This is a genomic window from Bacillus sp. SG-1 (assembly GCF_000181495.1).
GTDB lineage: Bacteria > Bacillota > Bacilli > Bacillales > Bacillaceae_B > Rossellomorea.
The window spans coordinates 115,425-132,028 of the sequence record NZ_ABCF01000002.1; the positions used below are offsets into that span (position 1 = coordinate 115,425).

The following is a 16,604-nucleotide window of genomic DNA, read 5'->3' on the forward strand; positions in this document are numbered from 1 at the left end:
TCCATGAATAAAAATTTTCGTAACATATGGAACTTTTTCGCCATACCATTCGTATTCAATATCATAGGGTGTATTTTCACCAATGATGTTCCACAAACTTTCATCTTTTATCAATAGGTTTTTGTCTTTTACTGTTATGTAGAATTTGCTGTCCGATTCTTCTTTATGACACAGCGGATGTTAATTTATCCTTATAAATCAAGGCGTAGGAGGACAAGAATCCTTGCTAGTATTTTCTTCAAATTGAATTCCTTCTCTTGTTGATGAAAGCTCCGCCTTAAGACGGAGAAAATTATCTATCAAATTCGATAGAATATACTTAAGTGAATGGGATACACCCGAAAAAAAACTTTTGAAGGAGCGTTTTTATGCTGATAGCCATCGTTACTGTTGTCATGATTTTCTCTATTCCGATTATAGCCATTGTGACGGATCATTTCCAGAAAAGTTATAAGTACAAGCAGTCCATTCTCCAAGATCAACTCGAACTCGAAAGACTTAAACAAAAAAACTTTGTTATGGAGACCGAAAAGATGAAACTCGAGCTGGAACGTATGAAATTGGAACGTCCGAAAGATAAGACAGAAATTATATAAGTCTGTGCTCTACAATCTGATCAAAAATGAAGGGGCTGATTTCCCTGGGCCGGTACTCTCCTCAACACTTCCTGCCTGTGCCAGGAAGCCGCCAGGTGTACTCGCCCAGCCCTTCTCTACGTCAGCCCCATATTAAAAGTGAAGGGCAGAGTCCTTGAGTTCTATTCAAACACCCAGAGATTTATCCTCACCATTTTTTGCTTATTTCTTCTCTAATCTTTTCCCCTTCATTAAGAATAAAGGCCATTCTTGTTCAGCCACTTTTCAACTGAGGTAAAGATTTGAGATAATGAACCCTCTTCAAAAGGTGATCTTAGACCTGCTGCTTCTATATGCTCCTTTAAGGAATGGCTTCCTCCCGCTCTGCACATATCTAAATAGGTTTTCCACGCTGCTTCAGAATCCTTTTGTGCCCACTCCCATAATTGCACCGCTAGGATATGGGCTATGTCATAGTCTATGAAATAAAATGGACTAAAATAAATGTGGGGTATTCCATGAAAAGCTCCTCCGGCCTCTAAATATTCATTTCCGTCATAATCAAGCTCAGGCTGATAAGATGCTTCCAGTTCTCTCCACTTTTGCTTCCTTTCCCTCATGGTAGCCTCGGGCTGTTCATAAAGAAAATGTTCAAATTCATCAATAGCGCTCGCCAGTGGCATGTACATAAAAGCCTCTATTAAGTGTGAGAGTTTGTATTTAGTCGTATCCTCTCCAAAAAATGTTTCCATCCAGGGCCATGTAAACCGTTCCATTGCAAACGAGAAGATTTCAGCCGAGTCCACTGGAATAATATATTCGGGACAATTCAAATCTCTACTCATAAAAAATTGAAAAGCGTGACCGATTTCGTGAGTAAGGAGGCGCACATCATTTGATATACCGGACATGTTGGCAAAAATGAAAGGCTCCTTCTCCTTCCCGAGATACGTAGCATATCCTCCTCCCTTCTTTCCTGGTCTTGGGAGAAGATCATAATTTCCTTTTTCCATTAGGGAATCATAAAATACCTCTGTTTCCGAAGAAAGTTCTTTAAATAAGTCCTTCATTTTATCCAGGAACTCATCTGTATCCAATTGCAGAGAGGGAGGGCCATCAGCCGATAGTATTTTATCATCAAAGAATCTCAAGCCTTCAACTCCTAAGTTATTTTTTTGATATTCTCTTAGGGAAGAAACAAACCCAACTCCGTGCTTCTTTACTTGCTTCCGATATTTTTCCAGATCATTTGGAGACATATCTGTCCGATTCATTCTCTCATAACCAAGTGATATGAAATTTTGCCTGCCCAGTTTTCGGGACATGGCGGTCCTTACTTTTATCAGTCTATGAAGAATATCATCAAATTTCTCTTCGTTTTCTTCAAAATATCTTGCCCTCGCTACATATGCAGCCTTCCTGGTCTCTCTGTCACTGCTGCTCATTTGTTGAGCCAGAGATGGTAACCCAATCATCTCACCTTTAAATTCAACCTCCGCAGTCCCCAATAATTTTCCGTACTCTCCCATAAGACTGTTTTCGAGCTCCACTTCTTTTTTTATATGATCACTAAATGAATGAACTTTTACCTCAGCCAGCCGAAACAACTGTTTTCCCCAGCGTTTTTCCAGTTCTTCTTTTCTCGGTGTAAGTAGCAGAGCTTGGTAATAAAGTTGAACCAGTTCCTGATAATCCGCTTCCCTGGAAATGAAAGCCTTGTACTCTTTCTCTGCTTTTATATCATGATAATCCTGGACATGGCGTAACGTATAAAGGTTTTTAGCTGCTTCAAATTCAAATCGGAGATTGTTCATTTCTTTTAATAAACTGTTCTGAACTGCAAATTCTTTAGAGCGAGAAAATTCCGCTATCAGATCCTTAAAGTTTTCACGAAATTCTTCAAAGCAGAAGCCACTTTCAATTTTGTTTTTTTCCATTTTACCCCTCCTTTACTTTATATAGTAATTAATTTTACTCTTAAACGCAACTAATATTCTGAAAAATAAAAAAAAAGCCCGATATTAATCGGACTTTTGAATGTTATTGATTTTTGAATTCTTCTGCTAAAATCGAATAGAGTTTTAAATCCTGATGCTTATCCTTCATAAATAAGCCTTTTCTGATTACTCCTTCAAAGGTCATTCCCACCTTTTCCATGACTCTTTGGGATCCGATATTTTCCAGAAAGCATCTTGCTTGTATCCGGACCAATTCCATATGGTTGAAACCAAACCTCAAAACTTCTTTTGCGGCTTCTGATGTGAAGCCCCTGCCCCAATAATCTCTGGACAGTACATAACCAATTTCAGCTGTTTTATGTTTAGGCTGCCAGGAAACAAAGTCAATTGTCCCAATCAACTTTTGATTTTCTTTTAACTCAATACCCCAAAAGCCTGTACATTCACTCTCATACTCTTTGATAATATGTCCCACAAATTCCTTTGTATCTTGAATGGATTCATGAGTAGGCCAGCCAACATACTTGGAAACTTGTAAATCCGATCCATACTCATAGATATCATCAATATCTGCCATAGTGATTTTTCGCAGTATCAGCCTTTCTGTTTCCAAGACTGGCAGGCTGGTGAATCTGCCTTCTGAGCTCATGAACATCTCCCTCTCTGTTCCGCTTTAACCCCTTATGTGAGTGCAGGTTCAATAGTATATTCCATGCTCTTTTTCTCTAAGTAACTCAGTAGGTCGCGGCTGTTTAACGGTTTACTGTAATGGTACCCTTGTGCATAATTACAGTGCTGGCTCAAGAGAAAATGTTCCTGATGGGGCAGCTCCACTCCTTCGGCGACCACTTCCAGTCCAAGATTACCTGCAATTGACAAGATAGCCTTGACAATCGCATCGTCTTTCCCGCTGTCATTGACACTCTTAATGAACGAACGATCAATTTTAATTGTTTTAATGGAAAAGTCTTTCAGGTAACTGAGTGAGCTATAGCCTGTACCAAAATCATCGATAGAGATTCCGTATCCATTCTCCTTAAATTTCTTCAAGGTTAAAAGGGTGTGTTCCGTATTTGTCATTGCCATAGACTCTGTAATTTCTATGGTGACCAGGGAAGGTGACATACCACTATCTTCGATGATACCAGTGAGCACTTCGTAAATATCCTTCTTCGAGAATTGCTTAAGTGATAAATTGATGGAAATACTATAACTTTTATCCAGCATACGATTCCATTCATGCACCTGCTGGCAAGCTTCCTTGACGACCCATTCACCGATCGGCACAATCAAGCCTGTTTCTTCAGCAATGTGGATGAACTCGCCGGGACTGATCATCCCTTTTTCTGGATGATTCCATCTTAATAACGCTTCAAAACCAATCACTTTCTTCTCTTTCAGACTGACCATCGGCTGATAGTGCACTTCAAATTCCTGATTCAGCAATGCTTTACTTAAGTCTCCTTGAAGAGTGATTTCCTGATTGAACCTCTTCTCAAGCTGTTCATTGAAGATGGTAAATGAATTCCGTCCGTCCCCTTTGGTTTTATACAAGCTGATATCTGCCTTCACCAATAAATCGCCAGGTGTTTGAGCATTTTCTGGAAAAGCCGAAACGCCGATGGATGGGGTAACCGTCATTTGCCGTCCGTCAATAACGAGCGGCTGAGAGAAATAATCCAGTATTGATAAACAAAATTCTTCTACTGTGTATGTTCTATTTTCATTGTGATAGAGGATAACAAATTCATCCCCGCCCAATCTTCCAGCTATATCATTTTCTGCGAGTTTACTTTTAATAAATTCCGCAACTTGTTTTAGGACTTCATCCCCAATAAAATGACCGTGAGTATCGTTGATGTGCTTAAAATAATCCAGATCAAGGAGCAATAGATGAAACGCTTGACTCTCAGCCGTCTTTTTAGCCAGGGCTTCCTGGATAAAAGAACGATTCTTTAAACCTGTGAGAGAGTCATGGTAAGCCATATAATTTAAAGTTTCTCTTTCATCCAGGTACTGTCTTTCGCCTTTAGCCACAGTAATGAAGAACAAAAGAATGGCGCTGATATATTCAACATTGAATAGATCGTGATTGACCGTAATGCCGAAAGCTTCAGTGACTGTCAATAACGACCCGAAAAGAGAGTGACCACAAATCAGCGAGATCACAAGTAAAGAAGCATTCCGGACTTTTTCAGGAGCATGAAGCTGATCAAACCTGATCTGTTGCAGTACCCTGGTCAATAAAAATAAGGTAATCACTGTATGAAGCACTGCAAAAAGCAAAGTATTATTAAAAATATATGTATCAAACCCCGTAATTTCTAAATAGAAATTACACTGTATGGCTATAAGGAAAACACCTGAAATAGAACTGCTGATAAAATATCCCAATGAATTCTTAGCCTGTTCAATATTTTTCAGATTATAGAAAACGAGACTGAATGCCAATATTGTAAATAAAAACAGACATATGATAATGTACCAGGTATCTTGCAATAAAATCTGTTTATGTAGTCCATGTTCAACTGTCAAAAGGGTGATGACAAACCATATGACTGCTGAAGCAGCCACGGAATTCATACCGACAGCTTTTGAGTTCCGAAAGAGGATACTATACTTCAATAAAACAAAAACAGAAGCACTGATCACTAGTATGGAAATTAGTATAAATAAATTCTCGGTGCTCACTCATCCGACCCCTTCCGTTACAAACAAGCATGCGAAAATTAGTGAACTATGTTGAAAAATTAGGTATATATTCCTATCTATTATATTTAAAGTCTATTTTCTTCTGCAAGTTTTTTTACAGAAAAAGATAAAACCCTTGAGTCCTGATAATGAATCTGTACTGCTTTACTTCATAATAAGCTTTTTCTTTTATGATTTATGGACCTAATACTGCCCAGCCTGTTAATAGGAAAAGCGATACCTTCCATTTTATGTATGTTAAAAAGATTAATATGTTTTATTAACCACACGCCATCAAGCGGTTTCTAATATTTCAGAATTCTTTTTTATTTTACCATATTCTGCTTTTATCTACAGGTTTATTTTTTGGATTAGGTGGATTCGTGTCTTATTGTGGAGGTTAATATCCTATCTATGTGAGTGATATAGGTTCCTTCAGATGCTACTACATACAACAAAAAACCGGCTGTCACCGGCCGGCCTTATCAAATCTTATTGTATTGGCATATATGAAACATTCCAAATGCCATCTTCGTCTTTTATCATTTGGAAGCCCATCATCCCATTGGCGTTATAAAATTTAATGTACCCCGACTCCCCGTCTTCATCTTCCAGGAATTCACCATCCGGTAAGCCGTTATACGCGTCAAGAATTTCCTCTGCTGAGCGTTCTCTTGTTTCAAACATCTGAATATGCTCTTCTTTCGTCCATTGAACGTGTCCTTCTTTGTCAGTATATAATTCGTATACTGCTTCCTGATTATTTTCCGCGTCAGCATAAATATAAAGTTTAGCTATGCTGATAGGGTCAAGGCTCCTTAAATGTTCTTCGTTAAAATCCAATAAGAATTTTTCATAAATCTCCTGTTCTTCATCGGTCAAGGTGAACTCTTTCTCGGACGCTCCGTCTTTAGTTTGGGGTGTTCCCTCCATGTTATCTCCATGAGTGAAAGGTAATTGTTCATCAAGCTTCCACCCATTTTCATATTGGAGAGTCACCTCAAATGTTTGATATTGATCACTTTTCTCAACAGGCACCTTATATGTCACCAGTCGAGTTTTCTCTCCCTCTTCCCTGAGCTGCAACACTTCGCCGTCAGCCCATAGCAGATTGCCGGATACATATTTATTTGGCTGAGCAAGTTTTTCTTTCAAGACGATAAATGGAATCTCATTATAAATCATCACAGCGGCTCTTACAGTATATTTTTCTTGAAGATAAGACATTACTTCCTCTTCCGTTGAAAAATCTTCCCCCAAGAAACGGTACTCCATGCCGTCATGCTGGAAAACCTCGCCTGTTTCCGGATCACCGCCATTGACTATAACAGAATAATGAGCAAACGCAGTTCCAACCACTTCCCTTGCTTCTCCTTCCGTTATATCTGGTATCATTACAGATTGGGAAGGGTCCAGATGTTGGGCAGGCGTCACTTCATCTTGAGTATTGTCTGATATTATCAGGTCCGTCCCAATGTAGATGCCCATAACTAACAAGGCTGCTGCCACCAGGTTGGGTATCCAATGAACGAATGGTCTTTTATTCATTCCAGTTTTTTTCTCAAACAGTTCATTTCTCAGTTCCTGTTTGAATTCCTCTCGCGGATTTATGTCCGGACGATTCTTTAAAGGTTTCAAAAATTCATCAACTTCTCTTTTGTTCATTAAAGATCACCACTCCTTCACTAGATTTGGACAGTTGGTTCTTCAGCAGTTTAATGGCACGGTGAAAGTCTACTTTTACCTTGGATTCCTTACAATTTAGAATCTCAGCTGTTTCTTTGACAGAATACTCTTTCAGCCCTCTTAGAATCACGACATTCCGATAGTCAGGCTTCAGTGTTGCCAGTGCTTTTTGCAACGTTTCCCAATCATTAGTTTGATCCAATTCAATATCCGGGTTTCCCTCATTACTTTTTCCCAGATGTGCAATAATGTCGGGTAGAATGGATATCACTTTTCTTTTACGATAATGATCAATTGCTGTTCTTCTGGCAATAGACAGGATCCATGTTTTTACAGAAGATCTCTGTTCAAATTGTTCATAATTCTTGAGAGCTCTGATAAAAGTATCTTGAGTCAAATCTTCTGCATCTGACTGACTATTTGTAAAATATAACAGGTAATGATAGACGTCCTGAAAATGAGTTTCATATACTTCATTCAAAGATGAATCTTTCAATCCCTTTCCCCCCTTTAGACTACACATTAGTCGTAATGTTATAAAAAATGGTTTCAATTTACTGAAAAAAATTTAAAAACAATATGTATTACCGGAAATTTTCCAGGCTGCATGGAGTTATCGAGTATGGGTGTACAACTCCCTCCTCCGCGGCTTATTATTCTTTTATCATTCGTTCATAAAAAAGAAGCCTGTGAAGTTGGCTCCTTTTTGATTATGTAATTGTTTTGCGCAGACTGGCAATCTTATGTATCAGTGGAAAATCCTCAGGATACATTTGAGCAAGAGACTTATATTCTTCAATTGACTTCCAGGAAGCTTCCTCGATGTTCAGGTCCGGGTCATTGACCACTATTTCCCCGCCTGTCTTTTCTGCCTCAAAATAGTGGGTAGTCACTTTAATCCCCTGAATCACTGTATCTTTTACCTGAAGTTTTTTTATAATTCTTACCTTGCAGCCTGTTTCTTCTTCCACTTCACGGATGCAGCACTCTTCAGGTGTTTCTCCGGGCTCTATCCCTCCTGAAGGAACACTCCATGTATCTGCGCCGACACCCCTGACGACAAGTACTTCATTAAGATCATTCACACAAATTGCCGCCGCACCTTTCCATTCTTTCATATCCATCCCCCCAACATTTCAGTGAATACTTCTAATTATACAAGTTTATTCTTATTTATCAGTGCAATAAAAAAATCTCTTCTTTCGAATTGAAAGAAAAGATTCTCCTGGTTAATCCACTACTGCAATGACTGGGGGCTTTTCTAAAAATGGCATAAGGTTGGGCACATCATTCGTTACTTCCTGCCATTCCGAGGAGGAAAAAGCAGCTTTCATTCCTGCTTTATCTTCAAAACCGATTTCTGTCACAATATATAGCTGAAGGTCTGTATTTTGAGTGTTAAGCACTTTTTGAACAGAAGCAGATACAACATGCGGAACTTTATCGACAAGTGGCGTGTGGTGATTAAAATAGTAATTCTCAAACCCTTCCTTATCTTTCGGCTGTTCATACATCACAATAACTTTTGGCATCGTTTATATTACCCCTTTGATAAAATTTGAAAGTTTTCCGGTGAAAACCTTCCCATTTATTCTATTTGGGCATATAGACTTTTAGTACTGTCTTGAATAGTTCTTTTTCTTGGAGTAATGAAAGGGCAAATATAAGAGAGAGAATAATATAAAAGCCACAGCTTCCAATGAGAATATATACCATGGATAGGGTCCCAGGAAATCAATTGGACTTGCGTTGACAGGCTTATGGCGAAGAAACATATAGTTTGCCCCTATAGTGATATTCAATAAGAAAACAAGAAAAGCTAATAGGTTCAAGGCAGCAAGTGATTTAAAGACAGATGTGTAAGTCGCTCTATATCCTTCAATCCATACCATATATAAACAAGAAAGGACGATTGCTATATGAGCGATAAAAAATTGGAAGAATCGGAAATGAGGAAATCCGAAAAACAATTCAGGTGTAAGGATAGCTACAAATGCGCCTGTCATACTGACAAAGAAACTAATTTCAAAGATCCGGTAACTTCTGGTCAACAGCATGATCGCACATAAATACATGGATAAGGAACACAGCTGGAAAGGCAAATTGATTATCATGTCCCACCTGTCATTGAAATAGTACCAGTACTGAAAGGAAACCTCCCCGAATATAAGCAAACCAACGAGTATATACCTGGCGGGCTCTTTCAAATCCCCTTTTAATCTGTTTCTTCCCAGATAGAAAAAGATAATTAACAAGATTGAAGTTCCTATTGCCAGGATATGAACCGGTGAAAACATCTCAAACGGATAACTCTCCTGATCAAAATTTAAAATGTCTCTCAACCAAACCGCCCCCTTCCCTTTACCACATTAAAGCACTAAGAGGGACAGTCCCTTTTTCCGCTTTAACGCATTGAAGTATAAGTTTATTATAACTCTATTATGTCTACTGAAAATCTCATCTCCCATAGACTGGTGAGATTTTTCCTATATTTCTTATCGATAGTCTATTTAAACTCTCTGAATATTATGCATGATAAAGCCGCTTTTTGGCCCCGAAAGCATGCTGGACAGACTGGCACTGAGACCCTGATGAGGTATTATTGTGGACAGTCCCATACGCATGATTACGTTGGAAGAAAAAACACCCAACTGAAAATAATCCATTATTTGAGGAGGCATTGTTGTCCGATCCTTTCTGTTAGGCAGCGGAGTTTCTTGATCTACCTCTATCCACTTCTTCTACTATATTAAGAAAATTAAACCTTGTCACACATTTATATGAAATACGTATTTTTAAAATTCCCTGAACCCCATTTAATAAACCCTATAAATCCAGGCCTTGGCATGCTTCTTGCTTTCCCGCTTTAACGCACTAAGAGGGACTGTCCCTCTTAGTGCGTTAAAGCGGGAAAGACTCTAGAATTATTTAATTAGAATGACAATTTCAATCTCTATTGACGCTTCGTTTTTCTGCTGTTAAGATGTCTACTATTATATTTGAATAATAACCTTGTATAAGTTCAGGAATATGGCCTGAGCGTTTCTACCAGCTACCATAAATAGCTTGTCTACAAGGATAGTGATGATTGAATCTTAAATTATTTCTATTCTTTTAGATATTGCTCTGGCGGCTGATACCTGCCAGGGCTTTTTTTATCGGATTTTTACAACAGGAGGTCAATCATCATGAAAAAGTTTTTTCAATTTGAAGAGCGTGCTACATCCTATAAGCAAGAAACGCTTGCCGGTATCACGACATTTTTGTCGATGGCCTATATATTGGTTGTCAACCCGATTATCTTAAGTCAATCCGGAATGGATAAAGGTGCCTTATTTACCGCTACTGCCTTATCAGCGATTGTCGGTACACTCCTTATAGGATTATTGGCCAATTATCCCATCGGCATTGCCCCGAGTATGGGTTTGAATTCTTTCTTCACATTCTCTGTGTGTATCGGAATGGGCATTGATTGGGAAGTCGCCCTTACTGGAGTATTTGTTGCAGGAATAATATTTATGATCTTAAGCTTGCTGAAAATCCGTGAGAAAATCATCAATGTCATTCCACAGGATTTAAAACACGCAATCGCTGCTGGAATCGGTTTTTTCATCGCTTTCATTGGTTTGAAAAATGCAGGAATCATCGTTTCCAACCCTGATACCTTCGTATCCATCGGAAAACTTGCTTCACCTTTGACAGGACTGGCTGTGGCCGGTTTCGTCATTACGGTATTGATGCTCGTGCGTGGTATTCATGGGGCGATTTTTATCGGAATGGTCATAACCACAATCATTGGAATGATTTTCGGTTTAATCAGCATCCCGAATTCGATCGTCGGAAAGGTGCCTAGTCTTGAACCGACATTCGGTGTAGTATTCCATCACCTTGGAGACATCTTTACTCCACAGGTCCTGACTGTTATCTTTACCTTCTTGTTTGTCGCTTTCTTTGATACAGCCGGTGCCTTAATCGCGGTAGCCAGCCAAGCAGGTTTAATGAAAGATAATAAAATCCCTAATGCAGGGCGAGCTTTGCTTGCAGATTCCACTTCAGGTGTTGTCGGTGCGGTATTAGGTACGTCCACAACCGCATCCTTTGTGGAATCTTCAGCAGGGATTGCTGTAGGCGGGCGAACAGGCTTTACTTCCATTGTAATTTCAGCATGCTTCTTCATTGCATTGTTTTTCTCACCGATTTTAGGTGTCATCACTCCTGAAGTCACAGCTCCAGCGTTGATTATTGTCGGTGCGCTTATGGCAACTGAAATGAGTAAAATCAATTGGAGCCGAATGGAGATTGTAGTTCCATCTTTTATCACGATATTGATGATGCCACTGACATTCAGCATTGCTACTGGGATCGCCCTTGGATTTATCCTTTACCCATTGGCCCTCATCTCTCAAAAACGTTTTAAAGAAGTACATCCGATCATGTATGCACTTTGCATCTTGTTCACATCCTACTTCTTGTTTGTCTAAAGCACTTTAACGCTTCACCGCACTAAGAGGGACTGTCCCTTTTAACGTGTTAGCGCGTTGATGCGTTTATCAAGAAAAGAGGTGCCGGCAATACGCCCCGGCACCTCTTTTCTTGTCTATTTATAGTCTTTCGGCTTAATTTCTTCTCCATTTTTACCGGTGTAACGCAGCCCCCAACCAGTTAATGCCGCAATCAGCATGACAATCAACAAGCCCCAGCCCTGGAATACAAATGGAAATACCTCAGTCGGACTGACAATCGGCAGAAAATCATACTCATCAGCTGCTCCTTTAATGGTTGCCCACGCAAGCAGCACACCGCCGCTCCACGGAAAAATATATCCAAGTGAAGAGGACACCGTATCCAGGAAATTGGCTCTTCGGTATGGATGAATATTCATTTCTTTACCGATCTTACGGACAAATGGTGCAGCCGCGATTTCTGCTGCTGTATTAATTGTAATGAAAATATTCAAGAAGGCCACAATTCCAAATATGGAAAGCTCCGCTCTGCGTACAACATTATTAATCAGTTTCAAGAAGAAGTTCTTGATGACTTCCATTGTTCCTGCTGCTTCCATCAAATGCGCAGCTGCCAAGATAAATAATATTAAGATCGCCATATTGAAATAACCGCCGATCCCGCTCATCAAAGCTCCTTCAACCACCGCTGTTCCGGCATCATTCTTGTAGATATGAATAACTTCTGTAAAAGGTGTACCGGAAATGAAGATGAAGGCGATGGATGCCACAATTCCCCATGTGAGGGATGTCAGCAAATGGTGACCTGAGAGCGCCAAATACAAGACAATCGCAAATGGAATGAGTAACAGCAGTCCGTTAGGTGTTACTTGCTCCTGAAGCTGCGCCATAGCGGCGGTGCTCCCTGCTTCTCCACCTCCGCCGAACAGAACAAATAAGATCAGCGCAGGAATAGCTGCCGCGATGGAATACTTAAATCGGGAACGCACCACTCCCGGAACATCCGCTTCCTGTGTCGTTGCAGATACGATGGTCGTATCAGAAACGGGTGCAAGGTTGTCCCCAAACACAGCACCACTCAGAATGGCAGCAAGTAATACAACAGGATCTGCACCTAAAATAATTCCCGCTGGATACATCAGAATACCAAAGGTCGCCACCGTTCCATACCCTGTTCCGACTGCAGTGGAAAACAAGGCAGCAAGCAAGAACGTCAATCCGACGAAAAGTCCGCCTTCCAGATTTGTCTGAAACCCAAACCATATCAGTCCATCAACAAGCCCGCCAGCAGAAAGCAGCTTAGCGAACATTCCTGCCCAGAACCAGGCAATTACAGCTATAACCCCAATCGGCTGCGCCATTCCTGAGAATAAACTCTGAGCATAATCTGACCATTTCGATTTACAGAAAAATAAACCTATCGCAATTCCCAAGACCATCCCCAGCACAAGTGCTTCTTCCGTCACAAGTTCTGCAACACTTAATGAAATTGCCCAGACGATAAAGAACACAAGCGGAATTGTAGCGGAAAAGACTCCGCCCCTGAATTCGAGCCGTTCAATGGATTTTTTTCCTATAGCTTCATCAATTACTTCATCTCTTTGTTTTTTATCCATAAGTTCCCCCCCTAAGTTGTAGTCGTTTACCAGTCTACCATTACCCAAAATATTTTGAAAACAATATTAGCAAAAGAATAGCAATTTAGTACTTTAGCAGCTTATAAAACAACCTTTTACCTAACCAAATAATGATACTCAAATAATAAATTTTTCTCCCTCATATTTGATGCCACTTTTTCTGATGTCCTTACATAAGGTAAACTAAACGAATAGTGGAGGTATGACATGTATCAGCATTCAGTTAAGCCAGGCGAAACACTGTGGTCCATTTCTGAAGATTACCGGGTTTCTTTTCGTGAATTGGTAAGGACAAATAATATTACAAATCCAAACCTCATTTTGGTTGGCCAAAAAATTACCATCCCTGGTCTGCCTGATCCCAATCAAATCCCGCTTTCCATCCACGTATCGACGAGTCAGCGAAAATTAACACTTCAAAGGAACGGGACTGTCGTTAAAACCTATCCGATTGCTGTCGGCAAGATGCTTTCCGCCACACCTGTCGGACAGTATGTAATTATCAATAAAGCGCCTAATCCAGGCGGACCATTCGGCACTATGTGGATGTCTTTATCCAAAAAACATTATGGAATTCACGGTACCAATAACCCTGCTTCTATAGGAAAAGCCGTATCGAAAGGCTGCATCCGAATGTATAACAGCGATGTTGAAGAACTGGCCAGGACCATCCCAATCGGAACACGGGTCGTGATTACCCCTTGAAAAATAAAACAAGCAACTCGCTAACAACCCCTTTCACTTTAAAGCGTGAACATTTACACTTAGAAGTCTGACTAATTCATCCGCTGATGCAGCAATTATTCCTGGATATAGTTTTGAGCAAAAAAAGAACCCAATCTATGGGTTCCTCAAACACTTCTGACTTGAGCTACGCCAAAACATCCTGATACTTTTCATTCTTCTCCAATACCTCTTTCGCATAAGGGCATTGTGAGTCAATTTTGATATCTTTTTCCCTTGCATGCCGGGCTGCTTCATCAACCAGTTCTTGACCTACACCCTGTCCTCTTAATTTTCCTGAGACAAACGTGTGTTGAATAACCATTTTATTCTGTTCCTGGGAGAAAACGATTTCTGCCTCGGGTTCATTTTCGTTTTGACCTACGAAAAATTTATTCGAGCCTTTTTGAACTTCACTCATCACAACACTCCTCTCACCGACTTGGTTCAAGTAACTTATTCCCTTCTTTCGAAGTCGTTAAAACAACTTCGTGTTCATCAATTAATTTTCCCGTATTCTTATTTGTATAATCAAAAAAGAAGTTATCCACCATGATAACTTCTCACTTCACTTTAAATTCCATTTTCCTTGCCTGTGTCGTCATACCCATTTCCTCATAAAACTTAATCGCACTCCGATTGAATTCCCATACTCCCAGTTCAAGACTTTCGGCATTACAAGCCTTTGTGAATTCAACCGCCTTTTCAAACAGCTTCCTGGCTAACCCCTTCCTTTGATAAGAGGGCGTCACACCCAAATCTTCCATGAATACAACGGGGGATTGAACCTTTGTTCCCCACTTAGGCGGCCACACTTTTTTTAAAATCATAAATGCAGCAATTGCATCTCCATCCTCGATGAGAAATACTTTTCCGTCAGGCGATTCGATCAATTCAATAAAATAATCCCGATCGAGCGTTTCGTCAGCGGGCTTATATTTATCCGGCCTTCCTAGAACGTGCAAGTTATGTACTTCTTTATGGATAGGTTTGAGTCTCTCATAATCCTCTATTACGGCCTCTCTAAATTTAATATCCAAAGTTTATCCTCCTCATGGTTGATAGATAGATTGATGCCACTTCTCAAGTATAGAGCTGACCTCTTCTCGTACCGTGCGGTATTCTTTCAAGTAGCCAAGCCGGAAATAAAGCGACTTCAGAAAGTCGAGTAAGTTTTTCTTCCTTCGAAAAAAAGCTACTGAAAATCCAGTTTCTTCAAAGTGAAATTCCAGGGTATTATTCAGTCCTTTGATCCACTGCAGTAACTGTTTTTCTGTCATCCCTGCCTTAAGCAGAGCCTCAATGGCAAAGATTAACCTTTCATCCTCATCATCCATGTAAACAGTTTCTTTTTCATAACAATTTGCAATAGCTTCCAAGCAGGACGGAATTAAAGATTCGTCAAAATAGGGATGATTGATAGAGGCCGTCAATAAATCTGCACCATGAGCAATGCTGTGTGCCCACCCCTTACCTAGTACATACCCCCGCGTATCCCGTTCTGCGTGGAGGTATTGGATCGATTTCTCAATCGCTTCCATAATAAGATTGTCGGGCAGGGACAGTAATTTTGCATCTTTCTCAATCACAAGTGCAGCAGCCAGCGAAGAAAAGCTCCTGGTAAACACCGTATCCGTTTCCCTCTCACCTATAGAATAAAAAAGGTGGTTTTCATCTATTGCAATTTTCAACAAGTTCCTTAAGGTGCCCGTTGAGAGCACGCCTCGCTCTACCCAATGATAAAGTGTGGTGTAAATTAGTTGATCTCTTAGCTCCGGGTCAGGATGCCCGATATTCTCAATCATCTCTGTAAGAATTAGCTGTACATTATCCACAGCATCATAGTCTCTATGGTTCTTGAATTCTTGCAGTTTACCTTTAAGATCCATTCTATATTCCTCTATTCTAGTTATTCTTCCATTCGTCAGCAAGCATCCCGTACACTTCATGGTCTACAAAATGATCATAAAGTTTTTCTGCCCTTCTGATCCTGCCTTCCCTAACATATCCCAGTCTTTCCGGTATACTTCTGCTTTTTTGGTTTTCTGACGCTGCCCTGATTTCTACTTTGTTCAACTTCATTTCATTGAAGGCATAGTCCGTCAGTGCTTCAACCACTCTTGTCATGATTCCATTTCCTTGGAACTCATGACCCAGCCAGTATCCGATATACGCAATACCGTTGGACCAATCTATACGGTTAAAGCCAGCCGTTCCGGCAATTTTACCCTTGAAAAGGATTATGGTGGTCAAACTTTTCTGCTGGGCATAATTCAATAAGGCATTTTTCAGAAACCCTTTAGTATCCTCTGTGGTAGTTGTACCATCCAGCCACGGCAGCCATTCCCGTAAGTACTCGCGGGAAGTATCTGTTAGCTGAAAAAATTCTTCTGCATCACTAAGCTCTGGTATTTTTAATGAAAGGTCTTCATCAATTTTATGTATGAACATTTCTGCAATCTCCCTCTATAAATTCTGCCTATCTTCAATTTGAACCTTTAAAAATTTTACCCCATTCCCGCCCTGACCTGACATATCCGATGCATGGTAGTTAAAATAATATATACACTATAAATGGTTAAGTTTGCTGAGAGTAAGTTGTAAAATCGGACTTGAACCGACGGGCTCTCTCCCAGCCCTGCGACAATGTTTTATATGCATCCGCTATATGAACAGGCTGCCACTGACTTACACTTGTTACAGTAAATTACTAATCAAGTTCTGTTAACCAGTTTGCTTGCTGAATTTTGGTGTCTAGCATTCTATACTCTTTTGACAGCTCATCAATTTCTTTCTGTAACTTCCTCACACTGACTGTGGGAATTCTCCGTATTTCTGACATGCTGTATCGTGATTATGCAAAAGAGGCAG

General features: G+C 40.1%; 17 protein-coding genes and 1 riboswitch. Of the genes, 3 read left to right on the top strand and 14 right to left on the bottom strand.

All coding sequences use genetic code 11. The features are described 5' to 3' along the window. Window positions 1–368: 368 nt before the first annotated feature. Complete coding sequence (locus BSG1_RS04295) at window positions 369–596, top strand: hypothetical protein (RefSeq protein WP_006835654.1); 228 nt, start codon at window positions 369–371, stop codon at window positions 594–596. Window positions 597–826: 230 nt separating this feature from the next. On the opposite strand, the gene BSG1_RS04300 is transcribed toward BSG1_RS04295, so the two are convergent. From BSG1_RS04300 to BSG1_RS04335, 8 genes are all read right to left on the bottom strand, one after another. Continuing rightward, window positions 827–2,512, bottom strand: a complete 1,686-nt coding sequence (locus BSG1_RS04300) for a M3 family oligoendopeptidase (protein ID WP_006835655.1) — start codon at window positions 2,510–2,512, stop codon at window positions 827–829. Window positions 2,513–2,615: 103 nt separating this feature from the next. Continuing rightward, complete coding sequence (locus BSG1_RS04305) at window positions 2,616–3,182, bottom strand: GNAT family N-acetyltransferase (RefSeq protein ID WP_044022384.1); 567 nt, start codon at window positions 3,180–3,182, stop codon at window positions 2,616–2,618. A 32-nt stretch (window positions 3,183–3,214) separates the two neighbouring features. Beyond that, window positions 3,215–5,224: a putative bifunctional diguanylate cyclase/phosphodiesterase gene (locus BSG1_RS04310; RefSeq protein ID WP_052302358.1), complete on the bottom strand. Its 2,010-nt coding sequence runs from the start codon at window positions 5,222–5,224 to the stop codon at window positions 3,215–3,217. A gap of 492 nt (window positions 5,225–5,716) precedes the next feature. Then, window positions 5,717–6,889: an RNA polymerase sigma factor SigX gene (locus BSG1_RS19705; protein WP_006835658.1), complete on the bottom strand. Its 1,173-nt coding sequence runs from the start codon at window positions 6,887–6,889 to the stop codon at window positions 5,717–5,719. Then, on the bottom strand, window positions 6,870–7,406 hold the full coding sequence (locus tag BSG1_RS04320; protein ID WP_232214190.1) for an RNA polymerase sigma factor: 537 nt from the start codon (window positions 7,404–7,406) through the stop codon (window positions 6,870–6,872). The genes BSG1_RS19705 and BSG1_RS04320 overlap by 20 nt, the downstream gene beginning before the upstream one ends. Before the next feature lie 214 nt (window positions 7,407–7,620). Further along, window positions 7,621–8,028, bottom strand: coding sequence for an NUDIX hydrolase (locus BSG1_RS04325; RefSeq protein WP_156791393.1), 408 nt, complete (start codon window positions 8,026–8,028; stop codon window positions 7,621–7,623). 111 nt (window positions 8,029–8,139) lie between these two features. Further along, window positions 8,140–8,442: an EthD family reductase gene (locus BSG1_RS04330; protein WP_006835661.1), complete on the bottom strand. Its 303-nt coding sequence runs from the start codon at window positions 8,440–8,442 to the stop codon at window positions 8,140–8,142. Window positions 8,443–8,523: 81 nt separating this feature from the next. Further along, window positions 8,524–9,252 carry a YwaF family protein gene (locus BSG1_RS04335; protein WP_006835662.1) on the bottom strand — a complete coding sequence of 243 codons (729 nt, stop codon included), beginning with the start codon at window positions 9,250–9,252 and terminating at the stop codon, window positions 8,524–8,526. 650 nt (window positions 9,253–9,902) lie between these two features. Then, a riboswitch (purine riboswitch) is annotated at window positions 9,903–10,003 on the top strand. A gap of 95 nt (window positions 10,004–10,098) precedes the next feature. On the opposite strand from BSG1_RS04335, the gene BSG1_RS04340 reads away from it, so the two are divergent. After that, entirely contained in the window at window positions 10,099–11,391 is a 1,293-nt protein-coding gene (locus BSG1_RS04340) for an NCS2 family permease (protein WP_006835663.1), read from the top strand. 116 nt (window positions 11,392–11,507) lie between these two features. On the opposite strand, the gene BSG1_RS04345 is transcribed toward BSG1_RS04340, so the two are convergent. Then, complete coding sequence (locus BSG1_RS04345; RefSeq protein ID WP_006835664.1) at window positions 11,508–12,989, bottom strand: Na+/H+ antiporter NhaC family protein; 1,482 nt, start codon at window positions 12,987–12,989, stop codon at window positions 11,508–11,510. Window positions 12,990–13,217: 228 nt separating this feature from the next. Here BSG1_RS04345 and BSG1_RS04350 point away from each other — a divergent pair, with 228 nt between their 5' ends. After that, complete coding sequence (locus tag BSG1_RS04350) at window positions 13,218–13,715, top strand: L,D-transpeptidase family protein (protein WP_006835665.1); 498 nt, start codon at window positions 13,218–13,220, stop codon at window positions 13,713–13,715. 166 nt (window positions 13,716–13,881) lie between these two features. Here the strand turns inward: BSG1_RS04350 and BSG1_RS04355 are convergent, their stop codons facing one another. The 5 genes from BSG1_RS04355 to BSG1_RS21625 all read right to left on the bottom strand — a co-directional run bounded on the left by BSG1_RS04355 (window position 13,882) and on the right by BSG1_RS21625 (window position 16,575). Then, a complete protein-coding gene (locus BSG1_RS04355) occupies window positions 13,882–14,184 on the bottom strand; it encodes a GNAT family N-acetyltransferase (protein WP_332248295.1) in 303 nt (100 codons plus the stop codon). A gap of 112 nt (window positions 14,185–14,296) precedes the next feature. After that, window positions 14,297–14,773 (bottom strand): GNAT family N-acetyltransferase, encoded by a 477-nt coding sequence (locus BSG1_RS04360; protein WP_006835668.1) that lies wholly within the window; start codon window positions 14,771–14,773, stop codon window positions 14,297–14,299. A 12-nt stretch (window positions 14,774–14,785) separates the two neighbouring features. Further along, window positions 14,786–15,622, bottom strand: coding sequence for a DUF2785 domain-containing protein (locus BSG1_RS04365; protein WP_006835669.1), 837 nt, complete (start codon window positions 15,620–15,622; stop codon window positions 14,786–14,788). A 16-nt stretch (window positions 15,623–15,638) separates the two neighbouring features. Then, on the bottom strand, window positions 15,639–16,184 hold the full coding sequence (locus BSG1_RS04370; protein ID WP_006835670.1) for a GNAT family N-acetyltransferase: 546 nt from the start codon (window positions 16,182–16,184) through the stop codon (window positions 15,639–15,641). Window positions 16,185–16,443: 259 nt separating this feature from the next. Then, complete coding sequence (locus BSG1_RS21625; RefSeq protein WP_006835671.1) at window positions 16,444–16,575, bottom strand: DIP1984 family protein; 132 nt, start codon at window positions 16,573–16,575, stop codon at window positions 16,444–16,446. Window positions 16,576–16,604: the final 29 nt, after the last annotated feature.